Consider the following 23,694-nt stretch of genomic DNA (forward strand, 5'->3'; position numbering starts at 1 on the left):
TGAAGGCAAAGGAAAGAATATCATGGCGAGAAAGCGAATGGGCGTGGCGCGGGGAGTAACAGCGGCCGTCGTTCTGATGATGGTGGGACAGCAGGCCGTCGCGGCGGAGCCTCCGGTAGCCGCAAGCGTCCCGCAGGCAGGGGTCTCGGTCACGGAAGCGCCAAGCCCTTGGCAGATCCGCCTGCGTGGGTTGGGGGTCATCACTGAGGATTCGGGCTACGTCAACGGAGTGCCCGGCTCCGGGCTTTCCTATTCGGACACCGTGATCCCGGAACTCGATATCTCGTATTTCTTCACGGACAACATCGCCGCCGAACTGATCCTCGGCACCACCTATGCCAACATCGACGGCCAAGGAACGCTCGGCGGGCTGGGCAATATCGGCAAGGTTTGGCTGCTGCCGCCCACGCTCACAGTGCAGTATCATTTTACCGATTTCGGCGCCTTCAAGCCCTATGTCGGTGCCGGCGTGAACTACACGATCTTCTATAACCAGCATGCCGGCAGCGCCGATGCTCTCAAGGTTAAGAACACGTTCGGCACCGCGCTGCAGGTCGGGTTCGACTACATGGTGGATCAACACTGGGGCGTCAACTTCGACGTGAAGAAGCTTTTCCTGAAGCCAGACTTCGACGTCACCGTGGCCGGGGCGAAGCTGACGGGCAAGGCCGAGCTCGATCCATGGTTGATAGGCGCAGGTGTCACTTACCGCTTCTGATACGGAAGGCGAAGGTGGCTCTCCGACAGCCGATCTGAAATGAAGGGCGCTTCGTGCGCCCTTTTTGTCGTCCGCTCTGCGCAGGCAAATCGATCCGGATCATTCGAGGAGGCAGCCTTGTTGCCCGGGCGGGGAAGTATCCGAATTGGAGGAAGTTCTCGTCAATTTCCCGATGACGATCCGACGCATAGCAGCCGATTGTGGGCGACACTTAAAGAAGCCGTTGTCGAGAGGACGGCCTCCCAGTTCCACCGGCCAGAAAGAGTACCCCTTTTGCTCAACGCGGCCGCGATTAACGCCTGAAATGGAAGTGCTCAAAAGCACCTTGGAGCAGAATGGCTTTATCCCTGCTGATGGAAATGCTCCGGCCAGCTCCCCTTTCGACATCAGTCGCCCGGATGCCATGTCTGAGCTTATGCGCCTGCTGGATCATTAGGGACTTACTGCAGATGGCTTCGGACTTTCATCCGGTGGCGATTAGATGTTAAAGAACAAGCATGTAGTTCTCCCTGACGCGACACGGCCTTGAGTTCGATGAAGCCAGGTGCCTTAGACAGAGCAGCGCGCGCTCGTGGCCAAAAGCCGCTATGGAAAGGGCCGAGAGACTCAACCGTAATTGAGGCAACGGCCACTGGCCGTTTCGATTTCGCAGATGGAAGACGATGAAAGCATGATCCGTTCAGTTAGAGGGTTGCACCAAGGCGGTCACTCCTCGCTGGCAAGTGTGATCGACGAGCGAGGAAGCACGCGAGCCTATTACGAGACAAATGCGGCCGACTATGCTGCGCGCACCTTGACTCTTTCCGTGACTGAGGCCCTCGGCGCCTTCTTAGCCACACTTTCACAGGGAGCTATGGTCGTGGATCTCGGTTGCGGTGCTGGCCGCGATTTAGAGGTGATCGCGCGCCACGGCCGTCCAGTTGTGGGGCTCGATCTGGCGGAGAGCCTCGCCCGCATTGCCCGCAGCCACTCTGGAGCGCCGGTCGTTGTGGCCGACATGCGACAGATGCCCTTTCCCGACAAAACGTTCGGTGGCGCTTGGGCTGCAGCGTCGCTGCTTCATCTGCCACGTGCCGATATCCCCAGCAGCTTGAGTGAAATCCGTCGAATCCTGACAGCGGGCGGGCGTCTGTTCACGTCTGTAAAGTCAGGGGCGAGTGAACAACAGGACCCTGACGGACGGTGGTTCACCTACTTCGATCCTCAAGAGTGGCATGCTAGCGTTCACGCTGCGGGATTCGATGTGGAGCGGTTGGATGTACAAGAGGGCGGGTCGAGCCGACCGGGCGCGCGAGCCCGGTGGATCAACTGTTGGGCAAGGCGACGGTAGAGGGCCCACCAAGTCCTTGATCTATCAGCTGTCAATCGTTGCTTGTGCGGGCGTCTTTTCTACCGCGCTCTGGGCGGCCGCTGAGCAGCCGGCGCCGGCGCCTAACTTGGCGATCTCACCACCTATCACACCGTCCGAGGCTGCGCCCGGCCAAGCTCCTGCGCTTCCGATTTTGGTTCGTGTGGAATCCCTCCCCCCTGTGGTCCTGCAGTCGAACAGCGCACCGCCATGGTGGTCTCCATCGTTGCCGGCGCTACTCGCATTGGTAGGTGCGCTGCTCGGCGTAATTGCGTCACAGTGGACAACGCGCAGGACCATTGAAGCCGGCAGGCGAAATGTCGAAGACGCCGTTAATCAAAAGGCCAACGAGATGGAGCTCGTGGAGCTGCGAGCGCGCCTTGAGGGGTTCTATGGCCCGTATCAGCAACTATCGGAGGAGAACAGGCTTCTCGCCGAGGAATTTCGCTCGCGGCAGAGCGACAGCAATATCCGCACCTTGTTGAAATTGCTTGATCCGAATTGGTTTCCCCGATTGTCCAAGCCCGATCAGACTATCGTTGAGGAGATCATTCGCAACGGTCTTGTTTTGCGAGATCTGATCCGGGCCAAGTCCGGCCTTGCTGATCCTGCGGCCCTACCCTACCTGGCCAGGGCCGGTACGCACTTCACCATGCTAAATCTCGCCAAGGCAGGGGCGCTCGGCAATGAACCAGAGCGGTTCGCAGTTTATATCTATCCACATCAACTGGATGGAGTTCTTAGGGCGGAAGCCGAACGCCTCAAAGAACGAGTCAATTTGCTGCGGTCTGCCCCTGCGCAAGCACACAGGCCACTTGAGCCGTTGGTCGTACCCGACGCACTCGCGCTGCCGCCGTGGCCCGAATCGCCCCGCGGCTGAGCCATGAATCGTAACGACGCCGTCAACAAGGTATGCAGCCCGGCACAAGTAGCTTTCCTGGCTCGCACTTTCGCGGACACCGCCAGTTCCTATAAATATTTTTGGCTGATCGGCCTGTTGAAGCTTCTGCCGAATGGGGACCGCCTCTCCGTTACAGCTGTCGTGGAGGAGATGGTCGTTGCCGCCTGGTATCCAGTGGTTCTCTATCGTCTTTCGCTGGGATACCACGATCGCCTTCAGAACCTGGTGTTAGATCTTGCCGCTCATAGCGGCCTGCCGGGCCAAGCGCGTGAGCAGGATGTGCGGCAGGCGCTGAAGGGATGGGCTGAGGCGAGAGAACGTCTGGAGAGCCTAGGGCGGTACGTTCCAACAAGGTTCATCTCCCCATGGTTCGTGGACGCCTTGGAGCCGTCGATGCGAGACGATCGTCGGACACGGGCCATCACGGAACTCGCTGCGCGACGGGTGGTTGGAGGGGCGTCGGCTCCTTACTCGCTAAGCGTCGGAGTTCGTGGCGAAGCTGAGCTATCGATGGACTCGGTGTGGCGCTTATGGTTGATGGACGCCTCGCCAATTGTTCGTGGCCTCGCGGAGCAAAACTCTCCTTGTTCTTGCAAGCGAGAAATCCGAACACACCCGGAATCCCCGGTAAGCTTGGGCCGCCGCCCATACGTGATCTAGGCCCTGCGCGGCGTTTCTTTACAACAGCGGCCGAGCACGGCGTGACCTTAGTTGACATCTTCACCGATGCGCCACTGGATGCCACGTTCTCAGTCGATCACTTCCTACCGCGCTGTTTTCTTGCTCACGACTTAATTTGGAATCTTGCCCCTGCCACGCCACAAACAAACCGCGAGAAATCCGACAGCGTTCCAGATCGTCAGTACGTTCCATCCCTAGCACGACTACACTACCGGTTGATTCGTTCGGACTGTGCGACGGCTCGAATTGCTGAGGATTATGTGGCTGCGCTTCGCACAGACTTCTCGACCCTGCGAACAACGAGTGATCAGAACTTCATCGAGCGCTATCTTGACCTCTATCGGCCACTCACTCAGATTGCGGCCAACCAGGGGTTTAGCTGCGGATGGAACCCGCGCCCGCCGTCGATCACGCCCGTTGAACCAGCTCTTCGCCAAGGCTAGTCGGACTGCCCCGCCACGACAAACGGCGGTTCATTTCGGCGCAATTGGGCAACCAACCTGTCTGAACGATAAGGTCGCCCCGGCGTCAAACAGTCCGCCGATCACGCCAAGACGAGAGGTTTCGCCGTCCTCCACACGCCATAGCGGCCGCGCTATAATGAATTGGGCGAAAGACGACCGCTTCGCTGGAGTTCCCAAGTAAAACTCACTAGCCTAAAGGCATGACGAATCGGGACAATCTCAATCTGAACGATCCAGTCGGCGGATATCGGTTCAGTGGTCATCAAACATTTGCGCTCCGGATCGCCTGGTTGCCAAAAGCCGTGGCGGCTATCGAGGACGGCAGGGATGTACTGACCAATCCGCTGGAAGGGGTTGTTGAGCTAGGGCTCGGTAAAAACATGGTAGAGGCATTGCGATGTTGGGTGGAGGCCTACGGAGTCGCGCGCCGAACTTCTGATGGATGGCAGCTTACCGAGGAAGCGGCTGTGATTTTCGCACGCCAAGGTACAGATCCTTACTTGGAGGATCCCCAGACGCTTTGGTGGCTGCATTGGAAGATCTCGAGCCTCCGAAAAGCGCCCTTTTTCGCATGGGACCTTTTGGTAAACCGCTGGAATGATCCGACCTTCACCAGCAGTGCAGCGATTCAGGAATTCGCGCGGCAGGCGGAGCGGGAGGGGCGTAGCCTCTCCGAAATCACGCTGAAGCAGCACATTGATGTCTGGTTGCGCACCTATTCATCTCCTCGCGGCGTCCGGGCGATGGAGGATGGTCTGGACAGCCCCCTCGCGGCCCTTGGCTTTGTGCGCCCAGCTGGAGAGCGTGAAACGGGCGGACGGCGTGAGCCGGTATTCGCTTTCGACCTCGGCCTAAAGCGCAGCATCAGCCTGCCGTTGTTCCGTTATGCTCTACTCGATTGGTGGGGGGCAGAAGCCCGGGACGGCACCGCTGCGTTCCACGAAGTTGCGCATGGCCCCGGCAGCCCCGGCCGGGTTTTCAAACTCCCGGAAGCGGACGTCCGTGATCGCTTAAGAGCGCTATCGGACGATCCGCGGTCAGGCTTTGAGCTACATGAAAGTTTAAACCAATATCAAGTGCGCCGCCGTGGACCTGCGCCCTCATTGTCGACGGCCTTACTGGCCGCCTATCGGCGCGCGCCGATCCGAACAAAGGGGGCAGCCAGTGCGTAGGCCGGTGCATGTTGAAGACGGACTCGAACAAATACCTTTCTTGCGGGTGAACCCCCGCCACCTTCGGTCGATTCAAATCGAGCGCGACTACGCCGATCCAGCGGCTTCGACACATTACGTGGTGACCCCTTTTATCAAGGCGACGTTTGAGCGGCTTGCCCAAAGTCTGACCCCAGGAAGCACAGCGCGTGCCTGGCGAATCACAGGAGACTACGGCGCAGGTAAGTCGAGCTTCGGCCTGGCCTTTGCTCGTTATGCTGAAGGTGCGTTGGAGGGACTGCCGCAAGCTCTGCGACAATCTTCTCCTCTCGTCCGCCTCGCACCTGTACTGGTGGCGGGAGAGCGCGAGGCTGTTGCGCGTAGCCTCACAGCCGCCCTTGGGAAAACTGTGGCGCGGTTGGGAATGCGGCCGTCAAAAAGCGTGGCCAAGATCCTGGCCCATCCCTTAGGTGTCTCGGCGTCCACAATCGTGGAGACCTTGGAGGCGGTGGCGGCGCAGGTTCGCACAATGGGTTTGGCTGACGGTCTACTGGTGGTGCTCGACGAATTAGGCAAGAACCTCGAGTACGCCGCGCGGACCACAGATGACGATGTCCATCTATTGCAACATTTGGCGGAGGTGGCCGCCCGCAGCGGAGAAACTCCTATCGTGGTCATGGCCGTGCTCCACCAAGGAGTGGCGGCCTATACGCAAGATCTAGCTATCGAGCAACGGCGGGAGTGGGAGAAGGTCAGCGGTCGCTTCGAGGAAGTGCTCTTTGCGCCACCACTCGAACAAAGCGCCCTGCTTGTGGCAGCGGCGCTGGACCTCGATCAGGCTCGCCTGCCCGCCGGACTTGCCAAGCATGCTCGCAGCGCCATGCGTCAGGTCTTGGCGGCGGGCTGGTATGGTGTTGGCGCGCCAGTTGAGGATTTGGCGGCACTAGCGCCGCAACTCCTGCCGTTGGACCCTATGGTGCTACCAGTGCTCGTTCGGATTTTGCGGCGCTTCGGACAAAACGAGCGATCCCTGTTCAGCTTCCTATCCTCCGCCGAGCCGCACGGACTGATGGATCACGCGCGTGCCGCCCACGAGCGCCTGCAAGTCTACCGTCTGAACCATCTTTACGACTATCTCACCACCAACCTTTCGAGCGCCCTGGCGGCTGGACCGGCTGCCACGCGCTTTGGTGTGGTGGATTCCGTAATTCGAAGCGCGATGGTGGATAACGCCCTCGAGGTTGCCGCCTTGAAGGCGGTAGGATTGCTCAACCTTCTGGACGACCCCGGCCTATCCCTTACCCGAGAACTTTTGGTGCTTGCTATCGCAGGCGGGGACTCCGATAGGCTCCGGGCAGCGGAGGCGGCAGTAGAGCGGCTGAGTACGACCTCGAAACTACTCTATGACCGGGGCGCGGGTGGCGGCCTATGCCTATGGCCCCATACAAGCGTTGACCTTGAAACGGCTCTTCAGGAAGGACTCAAGGCGTCAGATGTGACGGATGGACTGCTGGACGCCTTGAGACGCGTCCTGCCCAGCGATCCGGTACTGGCCCGACGCCATTATGTGGAAACCGGGGCGCTCCGGCACTTCGAGGTCATTTACGCGGAACCCATCGAGCTTCGTCGAGCGCTAGCCGAGGCTCCGGACCTATCGCGGGTGGACGGCCGCATTGTTGTGGCGCTCAACCGCACCACGGCGGAGCGCCGCGAGGTGCTAGAAATCATTGGCAACCATAAGGCCTGGAACGACGTCCTCCTCGTTGGCGTGCCCGAACCTGTGGGGACACTTGCGCCTCTCCTGCGTGACGTCCGCGCTTGGGCGTGGGTGCGCGAGAATACACCTGCCTTGGCCGGCGATCGCTTGGCCCGCCAAGAAGTGTCCCGCCAGCTTGATCTCGCCGAGGATAGACTTCGCCGGGCCCTAAATGAGCTGCTCGACCTCCGCGGGGACGGAGCCGGTGCAAGCACATGGTTCCACAACGGCGAGAGGTTGTCTGTAGAGTCTGGGCGCGATCTCGCCGCTCGGCTCTCGGAAATCTGCGATACGGCTTACCGGTTCTCCCCCCGCGTGCGAAACGAGCTGATCAACAGACGAGTCCTGTCCTCGGCCGCAGCGCGAGCGAGATCCCTGCTTGTCGAAGCCCTTGCTCTGAAAGCAGACCAGCCACTGCTAGGTCTGGATGGAGCCCATACACCACCCGAAATGGCCATCTACCTTTCTGTCTTACGTCAGGGCGAAGTGCATGTTGAACGCGGCGGGTGCTGGCGCGTGGAGACACCGGCCGCACTGGACCCGTTACGGCTCACCCCCGCTCTTGAGCGCATCGGCGAACTGTTGACGGCGGAAGGTGATCGCCGCGTTCCATATCTGGACATCGTCGAGGCGTTGCGCCTCCCACCATATGGAGTGCGGGACGGCCTTATCCCCCTACTCTTGGCGGTCTATCTGGCGGCGCACTGGCACCATACCGCGGTCTATGAGGACGGCACTTATCTGGACCAAGCCGGCGGTCCCGAGTTCGCACGGATGCTCAAGGAACCGGAGCACTTTGCTATCCAGCACTGCGCCGTGGAGGGCGTGCGCACCGAGGTGTTCACCCGTCTCGCCGCGATCTTGGGCGTGCCCGCACAGGCGGAGGCGCCGGATCTTCTAGATGTCGTCCGACCGCTGCTCCAGTTTGTCGCCCGCCTGCCGGATCACGCTCGACGGACTCGCGCGATTAGCGTCACGACGGCTGCGGTCCGCGCATCTTTGCTACGAGCATCGGATCCGTCTGCGCTGCTCTTTACCGACCTTCCGCTTGCTTGCGGACTCGAGCCCTTCACCGCAACCGGGCCTCTTGAAGAAGAACGACTGGAGGACTTCGTGCGTGTCATGGCCGCGGCGGTCCGAGACATGCGGGACGCCTATCCGGCTTTGCTGGACAGATTGACGGCCGCTGTGGCTGACATCATGGATGCCGCGGGCCCGCTGGAAGCAGTGCAGGCGGTGCTCGCCCGCCGGGCCGCCCCTGCCAAAGGGGCGATCGTGGAAACGGAGCTCAAGGCCTTTGCGCTCAGACTTGCCGACGGCGCTCTTCCGCCCAAGGCCTGGCTCGAGTCGATCGCGAGCTTCTTGGCTCGCAAGCCGCCAGAGCGATGGGCCGAGCCAGACGAGCGTGAATTCCACCATCGGCTCAAATTGCTTGGCCGTCGTTTCAGCCGCGTCCTGGCGACCATCGTCAACGAGAATGGTCGGCTCGACGTCGCGAAAGGAGAAACAGCCTTCCACGTTGTCATCACCTCGGCCGATGGCCAGGAATTCAATGATTTGGTACGCGGGACGGCTGCAGACCCGCAGGTCGACGGAATCCAATCGGAGTTCGCTGAGCTATTGTCTCGACATGGGCGCCAGGGCGTCCTCGCTGCGGCCCGGGCTTTGGTGGCGGTTGCTCGTAGCGCGGCAGATGACCGGGATCCGACCAGGGACTTGGGGAGACCTTCAAATGATCAATGAGACACCGGTCCGACACATTCTCAGCCTTTCGGGAGGCAAGGACAGTACGGCACTGGCCATTTATCTCCGAGACCGGGTGGAGAACATGGAGTACATCTTCCATGACACCGGGAAGGAGCTCCCGGACACACTCGAGTATATCGAGCGGCTCGAAGCCTATCTCGGCACGAAGGTCGTCCGGACTACGACGCGGGAGACCTTCGACGATGTGCTTCGCACCAAAGGCGGCATGCTGCCATCTGGGAAGCGCCGCTGGTGTACCGACCTGCTGAAACTGAAGCCATTCGAGGCCTACATTGGGGTCGAGGCGTGTGTGAACTACGTTGGTATCCGGGCGGACGAGAACCGGGTCGGTTACATCAGCCACAAGCCCAACATCAAGGCGGTCTTCCCGTTTGTGGAGGACGGCATCGACTACGCCGGCGTGGTGCGCATCCTCGATGACGCGGGCCTTGGCCTGCCTCCATACACGGAATGGGGTAGGACCCGCTCGGGCTGCTTCTTCTGTTTCTACCAGCAGAAGATCGAATGGGTCCGCCTAAAGACGCACTATCCGGAGCTCTACGAACAGGCGAAGGCTTATGAAAAGCCCAACCGCATCAACGGCCAGGTGTTCCACTGGACTGACGAGCCGCTGACGGAGATTGAACGGCCAGAGCGGATGGCGGAGATCGAAGAAAGTACGCGCAAAGCCCAGGAGCGGAGACGCGTTCGCACACCGAATCGGCCGCTGGCTGCCGTCTTGGGAGGGCTCGAATTGGAGGAGCCCGCCCGTGACGGCTGCATGATCTGTCAGCTCTAGGCGCACCGCATGTCCGAATCCGACCCGCCGCCGAAGACCGAACCCACCCCCGGCGAACGTTGGGTGGGATTCTTACGCGGCTACGGACCAGCGAACCGCGTTGATGGGATGTTTGCAGAGTCGACTGCGGGCCACGCGGCCGCCCACGGGACGGACCCGCTGCTCTTCACCCATCCCACGACCGCGACACTCGATCAGGCATTGGATCCGCCCGCTGGGCGGCTTACCAATGTGGTGCTCACGGGGACTGCCGGCGATGGCAAGACCACGCTATGCAACGACCTATGGGCGCGCTTCGGCGGCGGAGCGGAACGTCAAACCGGTCGCCACCGTGGTAACTACCTCCCGCTTGAGGTCGAGACACCGACCGGCCGTCGGACCATTCATTTCATCTTCGAGTTCAGTGCCTGGTGTCCTCAGACCCTGCCTTGGCCGGATGACAAACTTGATCTCTTGAACCGCTTCGCACGCTCAATGACCGAAGCGGATCCTGCGGAAATCTTTGTCATCGCCGCCAATGACGGCAAGCTCGTTCAGGCTTGGGATGGGTTGCCGGCGGGTTCGCCCGCAGCGGCGTTCGGCTCCACGCTAGAAGACCTGCTGGCGACGGACCGACAGTCCGCGCCAGGCCAAAATCTCTTGTTCTTGAACTTGAGTCGGATGCCTACCAAGGCAGTTCTGGAGCAGGCGCTCACGTGTCTGCTCGACCGGGCCGAATGGCATTGTTTGGAGGACGAGGCTGACGATCCGGCGTTCGGGCCGGCGTCACCTTTTTTCCGCAATTTCCGATTGCTGTCGGACCCTGCGATCCAGGCGCGGCTCTTAGCGATAGCCGAACTCCTCGATGCCAACGGACTGCACATCCCCATCCGAGAGGTGCTCCTCCTCTTGGTCAACAGCCTGCTGGGCTGGTCGGGCGCGCAGGACGGGCTGGCGACGGTGGAAGAGCTTCGCCAGCTCGCGCGAGAGGACCGCGCGCACGAGGCGACGCTTTACGGCAATCTGTTCGGGGCAAACCTCACAGAGCGTCGGCGGGAGCAGTCTGCGGTTTTCCGTCACCTGGGCGGCTTCCGCATCGGTCGGGAAACCAGCAATGCCCTGGACGGCTTGTTGATCTTCGGAGCCGCCGATCCGACGCTTCAAGCCGACCATGAGCGTTTCCTCGCCTCCGATCCCTACTATGGCTCAAATGCCAGGTTTGATGGGATGCGCATCGCCTACTTGGAGGCCGAGGATGAGCGTGTCGAACAGGCGCAGGCCTTCCTGGCCGCATTAGTCAACGAACGCCGACGGCTCTTTTTCCGCCTGCCAGAATCCTCTGGCCGCCTCGATCCATGGAAGCTCAGCGTCTTCCACGCCGCTGGCAGTTATCGTGCCCAAGTTCTCCAGCGCCTCCGCGCCGGCCAGCCAGTGGACTCAGGCGTGCTGAAGCGGCTGGTCTGCGGTCTCAACCGCATCTGGACAGGGATGCTGGTCGCCGAAATGGACAAGCTTTATCTAAGCACCGGTTTAGATCTGAGCACCGCGCGCGTTAGCGACATCTTCCTGTACGAAGCGGCCATCCAGCGGAGTATCCATGGTGATGAGGTGGGAGTGGCGCTCGGAGAGGACCACATCCCGGTCTTGCGGGTATCTCTAGGCGGGCCACAGCACAGCGCCACGTTCAAGCTGCATCTCACCCGGTACGAATTCCTAATGCGAGTGGCCCAAGGCGCACTGCCGGGAAGCTTCTCGAAGGAATGCAATGAGGATGTCCTGGCCTTCAAGAGCCAAATCCTCTCTCAGTACTACGCACTTATTGGCGATCGGCCCGCGCCCATTGCAATCCTCAGCCTGACGGCGGAAGGGGCGCTGCACTCGCGGCAGCTCAGCGTGACCCTTTGAAACTTCAGGCGCCGGAAAATTTCACCAAGGTTCCGCACAGCTGGGATGTGTTCAGCGACGTCAAGGTCTGGTTGGAGGAGGCCGTGTTCGGCCATCGCCTGTGGCCGCGCCAGAACCCGTGGCTGCTGCTGCTCGAATTCCTGAACGTGGCCGAGGCGCAGCAACGAGAGCCGGGCGGCTTGCTGGCGGCCCAAGAACCCACCCGCCTGCAACCGTACGCCCTCAGCTATCGGATGGGTCTGCGCAACATTCTGTTCAACAATGACGAGCTCGCGGAGGTAGCGGCGCTGCCCTACGAAGACGACACCCTGTGGGCGCTTTGGTTCAAGAGCGTGGAAGGCGCTGAGGCCGCCCCGGCCGAAGGCTTCGACTATCTCAAACGCCGCTTCAGCCGGTTCCACGACTTTGCGGATCTCGTCGCCCTCGTTCGCCAGACGACGCTGGAAGGTGACAACAATCGCCGCTGGTCCTCGCGATTCATCTTCCCCTTCGGCGCCCAGGCACTCTTCAGCGACGCTATTATCACTGGCGGCGATCCGCGTCGCGACTACATCAACTTCGGCCGAACGGGTGAGATCCTCTATCTGATGTTATCCCGAGCCAAGCGGGTGGACGAACTCCGGCCCAAGTTGGCGGCGTTTCTGGCCCCGGACCAACCAAAGAACCGCCTGATCGGCCTGCTGAATGCCGAAAGCGATGGTCGCCCGAGTCTGCAGATGAAGGGCAATTCCTTCCTACCCTACCGGGCTCACCCGGCCTTCGACCGCTTGGCCGAGGACTGGCTCGCGGTCCTGAACCTGGGTTTGCCTGCCCAAGACGCCTTTGGTCACCTTGCGCCGCTAGCGAGCCTGCATGTGATGCTTTATCAGCTGGAGACAGCTGCGGCCTGGGCCGAGAAGGTCCGACCAAGCTTGGTCTGCGAGATTATCGCCCCCCGACGTGAGTTGGTGCGCCAGCGATCCATCGCCAGCTTCAATGAAAACGACGCCCTCGCTCGCCAATCGCTCATATTCTTCGCCGAGACTGTCTTGTCGGAATCCAACTGGCCATCGGAGGGGACCTCCGATCTGTCGGAAGATGAACGGCTTGAGCGGGCCGGTGAACTCCTCAAACAGGAATTCAGTTACTCGGTCGACGGGCGTCCTACCACGGTGGAGGCGCTTCGTTTTCAATTCGAGCAGGCGGCAGAGTCCAAGCTCGACGAAAACGCGGGCCAGATTCACCTGCGGTACGGACGTTATGTTGGATTGGTGTCTTCGCGAGGCACGAACCGTAACCGCTACGCGCCAACCGACGAGCTCCTGAAGACGTTGGTGATCGCCCGGGTCAAGAAGCGCGCCGAATTCAGTAAGTTCCTCGCCGATCTCTACGTCCACTATGGCCTGGTCTTCGGCCCTGAAGAGGCCCGAAGCGCGCTTACGCCCTTCGACTTCAATGAGGGGGCTTTTGGAAAGAACCGCGAGCGACTAGAGGCCAGGCTTGGCAGTATGGGCCTTCTTAAGTGCCTCTCCGACGGCTGCGCTTACGTGCTGAATCCCTTTGCCAAGGACACCTCCCAGTGACGGCGGAACCTAGCCTCATCGGCCGTATGGCCGCCCGTTTGGTCCGCAGGACGTTGGACCGTGAGGCACAGGAAGCCGGTTTCGCACGCTTTCTGCTGCACGGTCTTTCTACAGACGAAGTGGCTGGGATCGTTGCGGTGATCGGCCAGGACGAGGCGCTCGTTTCTCGGCTAGACATCAAGCTCCCGCGCCACGCCTATGACGGGGTCTCAGGAATCCCCCAGGAGTTTCTGACCGACGAGGCCGCCACTAACCTTCGACACGCCGTATGCGACCGGGAAGGTCGTATCATGGCTCTCACCGATGACAGCCAACTACAATCGCTCGCGCAGGTAGAGAAGATAGACGCCGACGCCCTGCTCGACGCGGAACGAGTGGGCGATTGGGTGGACGAAGCCTGTGGGGATCTCGGCCTTCCCGAGGATAGCGCAGCCCACCTGCATGCCGCCCTGCAGGCACTGTTCCGGATCGATCGCGTGGGGCTGCCTCAGGTAGCGGGTTACGTCTCGGCGGTCCGGGCGGACCTCGAGACTGGCACCTTGCCTCAGCGCGCGCTGGGCCGGGCGCTCATACTGGTCGGACTGCCACGCTACGATGCGTTGTTCGACGATATTCCGCCAGGCAAGCTCGGTTGGTCCTCGCAATGGCGGCAGCGCTACGAACGTCATTGGGGTCGGCAGAGCTATCTCGCCAAGCGCGACGCCGCCCAACTCCCGTTTTCCCGGACCAGGCTCCGGGATAAACTCACCGAATTGCGCGAAGAGTTGCGCGATGAGGTAGTTGCTGCGCTGGAAGCCTATGTCGAGGCGCCGGACGGCGTCAGCGACGGTTCCACAAAGCTCTTTCACTACGATTGGTCGGAGTTGGAGCGCTTCTTCGAGGAGGCCCAGAAGAGCGAGGGCCGGTTCATCGGCGAAGAGACCTACACCTTCTACAGCATTCGCACCGAGCTGGTCAGCGAGGCCGAACTCGACTACTTGACCGCCTTCAAGGATCAGCGGCGCCAGAAAAGCCCTCCTAAGCTTCCCGAGGACGAGGAGTTCTACACGGCCCACGCCCATGAGCTGCGCGATGACCAGCGACTGGCGGCGCTTTGGGAACGGTTCATCTTCGGCCAGCGGGTGGATTGCCGTGATTTCCTGGACGGCCTCGCTCAGGCTCTGCAACGGACCCACCATCAACTTTCGGGCGCCGGACGCGTCCTCGTCGTCGAAGGGCAGGAAGACGCCAAGAGCCGGTTTATGTCGTTGAACGACTTGGCAGTCCGGCAGTTCGCAACACGTTATCGCGGCCTCGGGCAAGCCTTGGTTGGAGTCGTCGAGTTCCGACGTACTTCGGCCTTCGATTACCCAGCCTTCGCCAGCGAGATTGCGGTCCACAAGCAACGTACGGCAGACGCCACTAGCCGGCGTGCACGGCAGCTCAACTTCAAGATCTGGGTCGAGCGTCGGGATGGCGGCGCTGTCGAGAAAAGCGCCGAGTTGAAGTTGGTATGGGAATGCGGTCTCGGAGACGTCGGCCTTTCGCTCGCGCAAGACCTTGAACGGCTGCGCACAAATATGACCGGAACGCCCCTAGTCCAGTGCGTCGCAGGGCGACCTAAGGGGGCCGGGCGCACTCGTGAGCGCAGAGTCGATCTCGGCGACCTCAAGACGCTTGAGCCGGCCGCCTCGCGTGAGCGCGGCGCCTTCGTGCCCGCCAGATCCAAGTGTCAGTCTCTGACCAAAGCCTGGAAGGCCGCGCTCGAGGATCTTAGGGCCGATGCGCTGGTTTCGGATGCCGTGGCTAACGATCTCCGCGGCCGCTACGACGCTTTCGAAAGGGCCTACCGCACCGCTTTAGAGGACGTAGCAATCACCGGCTGGGGCGCTGGGAGCGCACAGACCCAGGCGGAGTTCTATGGTCAGCTCCTTGCCGGGATCGTTGATCAGGTCTCCACGCCAGTGGCATTGGATCGGCTCCTGCGGCAGCCCCTCGATGTGGGCGTGGCCCATCCCGGTGAGACCTCCGACATCGCTGGGTTCGCCGTCGTCTGCCCTTGGCAACCACTTCGCCTTGCCGCTCAAGGTGCGCGCTGGCGCATGCTCCGCCGCCAGATGGCGCGGCTTCTGGCGGACGAGCCGGTGGAATTTACCGACGCCGGCGGCCTCTTCTTCAACGAACTGCGCCGCGCTTTGGCCGAACCCCTCCGTCCGGAGATTGTAGGGGGATGGCGTGGTGAGAAATCCATCGTGCTGTCGCTCAACGATGTGGTGAATGACTACAGCTTGCACGAGCCGCCCGTGGCTCAAGCTGGGCGCGGCGGGACAACCAGCGACAATGTCGCGCCGATTGCCAAACAGATCGCCGAACTGGTGCAGCGCTACCTCGCGCTCCAGCCGCACGAGCGGGACAACCTGTCGGTCGTTCTCTACAACTGCGATGCCGCCGCCCTCCCTCAGGCCGTCGTCGACATTATCCGAAACGAAGCGCAGGGCGAGGACGGGGAGGCCATGTGCCAAGTGGTGCTCCGGCACCGCGACGAGGGCCGTTTGCGGGGCCTCTATCAACAGCTGGTGGGCCGCGAGCAGAACGGAGACGGCCTGCATGCCAGCGAAGCAACCCGCGATTTCATGGCTCGCCTGCGGATTACTATCATGGTCAACCAAGCCGCGCCCGATCCTTCGGCCGATGGACCGCCGTATGACATCGTCTTCTGCCACGACGTGATTTCGCGTGCCGCCCGGCAAGGCTGGGTAGAACTGCAGAGAATGACCTATCCGGCCGACCAGATCGACACCGGTCACTGGTCCAGACGCCGGCCGATTCGGCGCGGTGACCGCGACGCCATGGTGTACCTGGCATGCCCAGCGCAGCCGTCGGAGGGCTGGGCCTTCTTGGATGCGCTGGGCGCACTGCACGATGCTCATCAGGCTGGGAAGGCGCGGGCCGCAGGCGCCACCCTGATGCCGGCTCGCCAGACCGACATCCAGGATCCAGGGACGCGGGCCATTCTCAACGAAACCCATCGGCTGGGGGCCTGGGTCGTCAACTTTGACGACCTCCTCGACCGCCGCCAGCTGATGGACAGCAAGATCCGGATCATTCGCTACAAGCATGCAGCCGCCGGAGGACGGAACCTAGTGATCTCCTCCAAAGCCCCAGACGAGCTGCTACAGGCGACCCTGCGGGGTCGCCTGCGCGCGCTCGACCCGACCTTCACGCCGGAGGAGCTTTCGGCTCTAGCACCGCGGCTGATCGACCACGCCAATGCCGTCTCGGGTGACATCGTTCTGCGTGCCGCCAAACGGGGGAGCAATGCCAATGAACTTATCGGAGTGGTAATGAGCCGCTACCTCGTGGAAGCGGAGCTCGGACGGGACCGGCCCAAAGCCTGGATATTCCTCGACGATTACGCGGCTTGGCTCGGGCAGGACGAAAAGCGAATCGCCGATCTCCTGTGTCTGGCACCGGGGGTCGGGCAGGATGGTCGGCCTGTGCTGGATATCGTGGTGACGGAAGCCAAGTATGTCACGGCGGCCTCCGCCACCGCGAAGGCAGGAGACTCAGCACGCCAGCTACGAGACACATTGAAGCGGCTCGAGCGCGCCCTCGACCCGACACAGCCGCCGGCCGATCGCGAGATCTGGCTGGCGCGACTGTCGGACATGCTGCTCGACGGTTTGCGTGACCCAGGCGGGCTCACGGACCAGAGCACAGATTGGCGACGGGTCCTCCGCGATGGTGAATGCCAAATCCGCCTTCGCGCGCATGTCTTTGCTCATGCGGGGCCAGACGCCGTGACGCTCGCTCTGGACAAGTTGGTGGGCGTGGCCGAAACCGATACTGGTGAGCAAGAACAATACGGCCCCGACAGCTTGCGACGGCTGCTGCGCTGCTATGCGAAGGATGAGGATCCTACAGCTTTGCGCCAGGAAGTCCGCGGCGAGAGCCCGCCCGGAAGCCGTGGTTTCGAGAGTCCGCCAAGCACCATGCCGACGTTGCCAGAGCCCGCGCCGATGCCGGCCACTGCGGTCGACGGGCCGAGTGCCGACGCTGTTGAAGCACCGGGCGACGTAATTTCAGAGAAGGCCCCGGTCACACACTTCCAAGCCGCTCTCGCTTTGACCGGGCTGGGCGCGCATGGCGACGCACAAGACGCCGCCTGGCTTGAAGATATCGGGACGCGCTGCCGAAACGCCCTACTGCGGTATGGCATGTCGGCGCGTTTGGAACAGGCGGTGCTGACACCCAACGCGGCGCTACTGAAATTTCGCGGCACCGACGAGCTCACTGTCGCAGCCGTCGAGCGGAAGCTGAGGGAGTTGGAGACAACCCACAGCCTGGAGGTGGTGAACGTGAGGGCCGAGCCCGGACGGGTGGCGATCTCCATCCGGCGGCCGAAGCGCGAGACCCTCACCATCGGCGAAGTCTGGCGCGACTGGAAGGTCGATCGCGACCAACCCAATGCGCGCCTGCTGATCGCGGTCAAAGAGGACGACGGTGGCCCGTTGTTCCTGGAACCAGAGCCGGCGCCGCACACTCTCGTGGCCGGAAGCACAGGAAGCGGCAAGTCTGTGCTCATTCAGAACATCCTTCTTGGCATCGCGGCGACCAACCGCCCGGATCAGGCACATATTCACCTGATCGATCCGAAGGCCGGCGTAGACTACTTCGCGTTCGAACCCCTGCCCCACCTTGTGGACGGAATCGTAGACGTCCCCGAAGACGCCCTCGTTCGCCTCGACGCCTTGGTGGCGGAGATGGAACAGCGTTACGGGTTGTTCAAAGCCGCACGAGCCGCCAATTTGCGCGCCTACAACGCTAAGGCTGCCAAGGCCCTGCCACTTATCTGGCTCGTCCACGATGAGTTTGCGGATTGGATGCAGATCGACACCTATCGAGCGGGGGTTGAATCGGCAGTGAGCCGGCTCGGGGTAAAGGCACGCGCCGCCGGTATATATCTCGTGTTTGCGGCACAGCGTCCCGACGCAACAGTTTTCCCTATGCAGCTGCGCAGCAATCTCGGCAATCGCTTGGTATTAAGAGTGGACAGCGCCGGCACTTCAGACCTCTCCCTAGGTCAGAAAGGAGGCGGAGCCGAGCGCTTACTGGGAAAGGGCCATCTCGCGGCCATTTTGGGTGGTGGGACCGAACCAGTTTTCGCCCAGGTCCCCTTCGTAAGCGACGATGATCTCGTACGGCTCGTAGAGGCTATTTGCCGGGACCTGGATGAAGGATCATGATCCACGCCTATCTGGACAATAACGCCACCACGCAACTGGCGCCTGAAGCGCTTGCTGCGATGCTGCCATTTCTGAAAGAACAGTATTTCAACCCGTCGTCGACCGCCGGTCAGTTGTTAGGCGCATACGACGTGGTGCAGCAGGCAAAGCGAACTTTGGCCCGCCTCTTGGGCGATGTCCAACTCGCCAAGCAATTCACGCTCACTTCTGGCGCGTCAGAGGCCAATAGCTGGGCAGTCGCCGGTGTCATGGCGAGCGCTGGAAGCCGCCGTATTGTCACCACCGCCATCGAACATCCCTCTCTCTTGGAAGCGGTGGCCGCTCAGGCGCGCAAGGGAGCCGAAGTACGCTACGTGCAGCCGGATGAGTCAGGTCGGATCGAGCCAGATGCGTTCGCTGCGAAACTCACACCCGACACTGCCTTCGTTTCTGTCATGGCTGCGAACAACGAGACGGGTGTCGTTCAACCCATTGGAGTTTTGGCCGAGATCGTTCGCCGCCTCGCTCCGGAGGCGATCCTGCACGTGGACGCCACGCAGGTTGTTGGTCGTATACCTGTCGATCTGACAGACGAATTCGTCGAAGTCGATCTGCTCTCCCTATCGGCGCACAAATTCCACGGCCCGAAAGGCGTGGGCGCGCTGTACATTAGGGACGGGCTGCGGCTCGAACCGCTTATTTATGGTGAACAGGAGGACGGGCGACGGGGCGGGACGATGAACACCGCTGCCTCCGCCGGGCTGGCCGTTGCCGCAGAACAGGCGGCTCGGCGGCTGCTTGTAGCCAGTGGCATCGAAGCGCTTCGAAACAACTTTGAACGGGAGTTAGCTATTCGCCTACCGCAAGTACGTTTTAATGGAGTTCAGGCACTACGTCTGCCAAATACGTGCTCTTTGACCATCCCGGGGTGCGACGCTGATGCGATCGTTGAGCACTTAGCGATACGCGGGATCTGTCTCTCCACAGGGTCCGCCTGCCGCGCTGGCTCACCCGCTCCGTCTCATGTGCTTACGGCTATGGGGATCAGTTATGAGGATGCCAAGGCCACACTACGAGTGAGCCTGTCCGCCTTCACATCTAAAGGGGACCTCGATCTGGCGACGACGGAAATTGTGGCTGCTGTGAACGCGGAATTACAGCATACCCACGCTGACGCCTCCTAATCGATGGTTTTGAGTTCACGTAATCATGGCAGACGTGCCGGAAGCTGCACCTCATCGACCGCCTTTCCGAACCAGTCCGCATAGGCGCGCTTCAGACGATCATCACCGGGCGCTGCGCCGAGCATGTACAGCATGAGGCGGGTGGTCAAAGATTCGCCACGCATCATCATGCGGTCGCCAACTGAGTCCCATATGATGCCGACATACGGGGGTTGGGAAAGCGACATGGGCAGACGTCGCAACTGAGCGAAACTCTCGTCCAATGAGAGATTTCGACGCAATGCCGCCAATACTCGCGTCACGATCTTCAATCCGAGGGGTCTAAACAGGAGACGCGGCTCAGGCGGCTTTCTAGCGGCACGGACGATAGCTGGGGTAAATTCTTGGAATACTTCCTTTAGTTTTGGTTCCAGATCGGCCAAACGTCCGTAGTATTCGATGACGAGGTTCCGATAGTAATCTATACGATCCTCCTCCAGCCGGATTCGAGCGGCTGTCCGTAGTTCGGATGCGTGCTCTAACGCCATGACCCGGGCTATTGCATTAGCGTTCGTGTCATAGAAATTTCCGATCGTAGTCCATTCGGGAGCGGCTGCTGGAATGCTGGTGGTGAATCGGTCGGCGGCGACCTGCCCGCGCGAAAACCAAGGATGCTCGTCGAGCAAGTTACGCGTGATGATGGCGGGCAGATCGACCTCGTCGAGGATGATGATGTCCCTGCGCTGCACCGGTACGGCTTTCTTGTTCAAAGAAATGAAGAGGCCACGTGTCCGACGCAGGCCTAGCTGATCAGCTTTGTGGCCGACAAAAAGGACGGAGACCTGCTCGCGTCCCAGCTTCGCATCGGTGGCGAGAGCCTGCTTGATGCCGGCAAGACGATGCTGTCCGTCAAGTGCGAAGAGTTTCTCCTTTCCACTGAGTTCAAGATAGCCGACCAAATCCTGGTCCTGCTCAATGACCTCACCCAGCTTATGTTCGTCGCGACGCGCTGACAGACCGAACGGATGCCAGTTAGGTGACCCGCCCATGACTCCAACGACAAGAGAACCGAAGAATCGGTCAGGCGTCTGAAGCAGATACTCCGCAATGTCTTGGGCTCTTTTGCTGTCGTCCAGGCGGCGCTGGATGACCTCACTCAATTGCGGATTGTTCTGCAGCTCGCGCGCATAGGTGACCCTTTCGCCTAGGTCGCTCAGACGCATCAGCGCCACGTAGTAGAGCCAACTACCGAAGCTCCCCTGCAGAGCTGGGAGAAAAAGCGTCCCGGTCATTGCCAAGCACTCCGTTTGGCTCGCGTTTCGGCTTTGAAACCTAGATCGCTGTAGACCGGCATCAGGGCCTCCATTGCAGCAGTCTCCAACGCCATGATCTCGTCGTGTGTTCCTTGAAAGGCAGCGGCCGCGAAGTGCAGTTCACCTTCGAACACCTTGAGAAATTTTCGCACACGGACACGGCCGGTGTCATGGTCTTCTTCATTAATGTATTCGATGAACCGCTGACGTAAGGTTCGCTCGGTCTTTCCCACGTAAAGCGGATAGCCAACCGGGGGCAAAGAATTCGGCGGCAAACCCACGAAGAAACAATAGATCCCCGGCTGGTCGGGTACCTGGGCTAAATTGGCTTGGGTAAAGGGGATATAATTCCAAACCAGGGGATAATTTTGATCGAATTCCAGCCACCGGGCCGGATGTGGGGCGCACTTTATCGTGCGCATTTCATCTGCGGCGAGATCGAGAAGAAATGGGTCCAAGGGGCGAATCCGGTACGGCTCTAATGTGGCGGCAATCTGCGTTGTGAAGCTCGGCTGTCGCCAGAATGTTGTTGGGCCGGCGGCAATCCTACCGGTATCCACCGACTTCCGTGGGGATCAAATCGCGCCCTCGGCCTGCAGCGCGTGATAAGTCGTATCGACTGATTTCGCGGTCGCATCGACGATGATGTCGATCTCTTTTCGGGTAATGATCAGAGGCGGGGCGTAGCCGAGGATATCGCCGTGCGGCATGGCCCGCCCGATGACACCATTCTCAAACAGAGCAGCGGCGACGCGCGCGCCGACCTGAAGTCCGGGCTCGAATGGTACCCGTTCTTTAGGATCCCGCATCAGCTCTACGGCGGATAGGATGCCTACGCCGCGAACCTCGCCAACAATGGGATGTCCCTCCAGTTCGGCTTTCATGCGGGCATGCCAGTACGGTCCGACATCCCGAACATGTTCCAAGATGTTTCTTTCCTTTATCAATTTAATATTGGCAAGCGCGGCCGCCGCGCAAAGCGTGTGACCGGAATATGTCCAGCCATGGCCGAGTGGGCCGTGCTTCTCCGTTCCTTGTTCCAAGACCGACCAAACGCGGTCCCCAATGATAGAGCCGGAAATGGGCAGGTAGGCTGAACTCAAGCCCTTGGCGATCGTGACGAAATCCGGACGCATGCCATAGAGGTGGGAACCGAATTTCTCACCGGTTCGCGCGAAGCCGCAGACCACTTCATCGGCGATTAGAAGGATATCGTACTTGTCGAGCACCGCTTGAATGGCGGTCCAGTATCCCTTTGGGGGAGGAACAATGCCGCCGGTCCCAAGTACCGGCTCCCCGATAAAGGCTGCAACCGTCTCCGGACCTTCGGCGAGGATAAGGGCTTCAAGTTCATCGGCACAGCGCTTGGAGAATGCTTCCTCGCTTTCGCCGTCACGCGCTTGGCGGTAATGGTGCGGCGTCGTCGTATGGCGCACCAAATCCAGAGGCAGGTCGAAGAAATCGTGAAAGAAGGGCAGGCCTGTCAGGCTACCGGTGACCAGCCCGGACCCGTGATATCCGCGATGCCGCGAGATGATCTTCTTCTTTTCAGGGCGGCCGAGGATGTTGTTGTAGTACCAGACCAGCTTGATGTTGGTTTCGTTGGCGTCGGAACCGGAAAGACCGAAATAGACCCTGCGCATGTTCTGACCGAAATATTCGACGACCGCCTCCGCCAAGAGAGCAACCGGCTCCGTGCCCTGGCTGGCATAGACATGCGCGAACGGCAACTCATGTGCTTGCCTGGCAATGGCGTCGGCTATCTCGGTGCAGCCATACCCCATATTGACGCAATAGAGCCCGCCAAAACCGTCGAGGCTCTTTCGGCCTTCCGTATCCCAGATGTAGACGCCTTCCGCTCCGGCCATGATCCGATTTGGCGTCTCGCCGCGGCTGTGCTTGGCTAAGTGCGTAGACGGATGAAAGACGAAGTTTCGATCTTTCTCCTGGAGTTGCTCGGTTCCAAGATTGCTCAAGCCCATCGTTCCTCTCCTCGCGATCAGTCGGCGGAGGACACTCAGCCAGCCGCCTCTTAGCAATTAGTATACCGGCAAACACCTCTCGGGTTTCGCGGGAATGCACGTCTTTGGCCAACGAATTCGCGGAATCGGCACCAATCACCGTGGAAACCAAGGCTTCGGGGATTTACCGTTGCCTTAGAGCGGACAAGGGGATTGGTGAATTGGATTTCACTGGTTTCGTCACGACAAGGCTGTAGTATTGGTCGATACCCAAGCCTGCCTGCAGCAATCCCTCCATGAAATCCTGATACGCAGCCATGGAAGGAGATGAAACGCGCATCAGATAATCGATCCGCCCTCCGATAGCCCAGCAGTCCAGGATTTCCGGAATCTCTTGGATCGCAGTCTCGAAGTGTCGTTGATCCTCGAGACGATGGCGATCCAGAACCACTTCCACCATGATAGAGATGATGCCTCCGATGAGGGCTGGACTGAGTCGCGCGTAGAACCCCTCAATGATCCCTGCGGCTTGGAGCACGCGGAGCCGCTCCGAACAGGCCGACGCCGAAAGGTGAACACGCTTTGCGAGCTCGCTTTTCGAAATCCGACCATCTGACTGGATCTCTGAGAGTATCCGGACGTCCCAAGCGTCTAGTCGCACAGGATCGGGTTTCGACTTCATGACCTTTTGCTCTCAAGCGGTGGTCGGCAGCGCAATTAGTGCCAACCAATTCTATCATTGATTGAAGTGAGCGAATGTAGTGGACGTCATCCGTCCTCGGCCTACAACGCTTCAGTGCGAGGTTGTCTAAAGTCAGGTGACTGAGAGGGATCCAAGCAGAAAGGCTGTAGAACAGTTGGGCTATTGCCCCTCCCTAACCGGGCGATGACGCATTTGCAGAGGGGTGATCGCCTGTCGGCGGCGACCTCGTCGTAAATAGGTAGCGCATTTTTGGTATCTCCGGTGCTTGACCTGATTGGCCCCCTCGACAGCACCGGAGCATCGATCGTATGGGCGGCAGGTCGATGCGGTGTTTACATCC

Annotated in this window: 15 protein-coding genes; 11 read left to right on the forward strand and 4 right to left on the reverse strand. The window is 60.6% G+C overall.

Annotated features, from left to right (window positions below; all coding sequences use genetic code 11):
- The first annotated feature begins 22 nt into the window (after window positions 1–22).
- The 11 genes from AC56QX_RS38190 to AC56QX_RS38240 all read left to right on the forward strand — a co-directional run bounded on the left by AC56QX_RS38190 (window position 23) and on the right by AC56QX_RS38240 (window position 19,398).
- A complete protein-coding gene (locus tag AC56QX_RS38190) occupies window positions 23–718 on the forward strand; it encodes an OmpW/AlkL family protein (protein WP_258600536.1) in 696 nt (231 codons plus the stop codon).
- Between the two features lie 652 nt (window positions 719–1,370).
- Window positions 1,371–2,048, forward strand: coding sequence for a methyltransferase domain-containing protein (locus AC56QX_RS38195; RefSeq protein WP_496628405.1), 678 nt, complete (start codon window positions 1,371–1,373; stop codon window positions 2,046–2,048).
- A 244-nt stretch (window positions 2,049–2,292) separates the two neighbouring features.
- Window positions 2,293–2,946, forward strand: coding sequence for a hypothetical protein (locus AC56QX_RS38200; RefSeq protein WP_497118493.1), 654 nt, complete (start codon window positions 2,293–2,295; stop codon window positions 2,944–2,946).
- 722 nt (window positions 2,947–3,668) lie between these two features.
- Window positions 3,669–4,091 (forward strand): HNH endonuclease domain-containing protein, encoded by a 423-nt coding sequence (locus tag AC56QX_RS38205; protein ID WP_497118494.1) that lies wholly within the window; start codon window positions 3,669–3,671, stop codon window positions 4,089–4,091.
- 221 nt (window positions 4,092–4,312) lie between these two features.
- Complete coding sequence (locus AC56QX_RS38210; RefSeq protein ID WP_497118495.1) at window positions 4,313–5,284, forward strand: DUF4007 family protein; 972 nt, start codon at window positions 4,313–4,315, stop codon at window positions 5,282–5,284.
- A 4-nt stretch (window positions 5,285–5,288) separates the two neighbouring features.
- Window positions 5,289–8,762 (forward strand): hypothetical protein, encoded by a 3,474-nt coding sequence (locus AC56QX_RS38215; RefSeq protein WP_497118496.1) that lies wholly within the window; start codon window positions 5,289–5,291, stop codon window positions 8,760–8,762.
- The gene (locus AC56QX_RS38220; RefSeq protein ID WP_497118497.1) at window positions 8,752–9,564 is read left to right on the forward strand and encodes a phosphoadenosine phosphosulfate reductase family protein; all 813 of its coding nucleotides are present in this window, start codon (window positions 8,752–8,754) and stop codon (window positions 9,562–9,564) included. The genes AC56QX_RS38215 and AC56QX_RS38220 overlap by 11 nt, the downstream gene beginning before the upstream one ends.
- A 9-nt stretch (window positions 9,565–9,573) precedes the next feature.
- Window positions 9,574–11,448: a hypothetical protein gene (locus tag AC56QX_RS38225; RefSeq protein ID WP_497118498.1), complete on the forward strand. Its 1,875-nt coding sequence runs from the start codon at window positions 9,574–9,576 to the stop codon at window positions 11,446–11,448.
- A complete protein-coding gene (locus AC56QX_RS38230) occupies window positions 11,445–13,010 on the forward strand; it encodes a hypothetical protein (protein WP_497118499.1) in 1,566 nt (521 codons plus the stop codon). Before AC56QX_RS38225 ends, AC56QX_RS38230 begins: the two co-directional genes overlap by 4 nt.
- Window positions 13,007–18,235 carry an FtsK/SpoIIIE domain-containing protein gene (locus AC56QX_RS38235; RefSeq protein WP_497118500.1) on the forward strand — a complete coding sequence of 1,743 codons (5,229 nt, stop codon included), beginning with the start codon at window positions 13,007–13,009 and terminating at the stop codon, window positions 18,233–18,235. Before AC56QX_RS38230 ends, AC56QX_RS38235 begins: the two co-directional genes overlap by 4 nt.
- Window positions 18,232–19,398, forward strand: a complete 1,167-nt coding sequence (locus tag AC56QX_RS38240) for a cysteine desulfurase family protein (RefSeq protein WP_497118501.1) — start codon at window positions 18,232–18,234, stop codon at window positions 19,396–19,398. Before AC56QX_RS38235 ends, AC56QX_RS38240 begins: the two co-directional genes overlap by 4 nt.
- Before the next feature lie 23 nt (window positions 19,399–19,421).
- Here AC56QX_RS38240 and AC56QX_RS38245 read toward each other — a convergent pair whose 3' ends face one another.
- From AC56QX_RS38245 to AC56QX_RS38260, 4 genes are all read right to left on the reverse strand, one after another.
- The gene (locus AC56QX_RS38245; RefSeq protein WP_497118502.1) at window positions 19,422–20,669 is read right to left on the reverse strand and encodes a DGQHR domain-containing protein; all 1,248 of its coding nucleotides are present in this window, start codon (window positions 20,667–20,669) and stop codon (window positions 19,422–19,424) included.
- On the reverse strand, window positions 20,666–21,148 hold the full coding sequence (locus AC56QX_RS38250; protein ID WP_497118503.1) for a GIY-YIG nuclease family protein: 483 nt from the start codon (window positions 21,146–21,148) through the stop codon (window positions 20,666–20,668). Before AC56QX_RS38250 ends, AC56QX_RS38245 begins: the two co-directional genes overlap by 4 nt.
- A 117-nt stretch (window positions 21,149–21,265) precedes the next feature.
- The gene (locus tag AC56QX_RS38255) at window positions 21,266–22,672 is read right to left on the reverse strand and encodes an aminotransferase (RefSeq protein ID WP_497118504.1); all 1,407 of its coding nucleotides are present in this window, start codon (window positions 22,670–22,672) and stop codon (window positions 21,266–21,268) included.
- A 163-nt stretch (window positions 22,673–22,835) separates the two neighbouring features.
- Entirely contained in the window at window positions 22,836–23,333 is a 498-nt protein-coding gene (locus AC56QX_RS38260) for an Lrp/AsnC ligand binding domain-containing protein (RefSeq protein WP_496628060.1), read from the reverse strand.
- Window positions 23,334–23,694: the final 361 nt, after the last annotated feature.

This window comes from Mesorhizobium sp. RCAM 06353 (assembly GCF_059683585.1).

What these genes read in the sequence shown, in the direction of transcription:
- AC56QX_RS38210 (WP_497118495.1), top strand. Translation starts at nt 4,313, where the DNA reads ATGACGAATCGGGACAATCTCAATCTGAACGATCCAGTCGGCGGATAT.
- AC56QX_RS38190 (WP_258600536.1), top strand. Translation starts at nt 23, where the DNA reads ATGGCGAGAAAGCGAATGGGCGTGGCGCGGGGAGTAACAGCGGCCGTC.
- AC56QX_RS38245 (WP_497118502.1), bottom strand. Translation starts at nt 20,669, where the DNA reads ATGACCGGGACGCTTTTTCTCCCAGCTCTGCAGGGGAGCTTCGGTAGT.
- AC56QX_RS38240 (WP_497118501.1), top strand. Translation starts at nt 18,232, where the DNA reads ATGATCCACGCCTATCTGGACAATAACGCCACCACGCAACTGGCGCCT.
- AC56QX_RS38260 (WP_496628060.1), bottom strand. Translation starts at nt 23,333, where the DNA reads ATGAAGTCGAAACCCGATCCTGTGCGACTAGACGCTTGGGACGTCCGG.
- AC56QX_RS38195 (WP_496628405.1), top strand. Translation starts at nt 1,371, where the DNA reads ATGGAAGACGATGAAAGCATGATCCGTTCAGTTAGAGGGTTGCACCAA.
- AC56QX_RS38220 (WP_497118497.1), top strand. Translation starts at nt 8,752, where the DNA reads ATGATCAATGAGACACCGGTCCGACACATTCTCAGCCTTTCGGGAGGC.
- AC56QX_RS38255 (WP_497118504.1), bottom strand. Translation starts at nt 22,672, where the DNA reads ATGGGCTTGAGCAATCTTGGAACCGAGCAACTCCAGGAGAAAGATCGA.
- AC56QX_RS38225 (WP_497118498.1), top strand. Translation starts at nt 9,574, where the DNA reads ATGTCCGAATCCGACCCGCCGCCGAAGACCGAACCCACCCCCGGCGAA.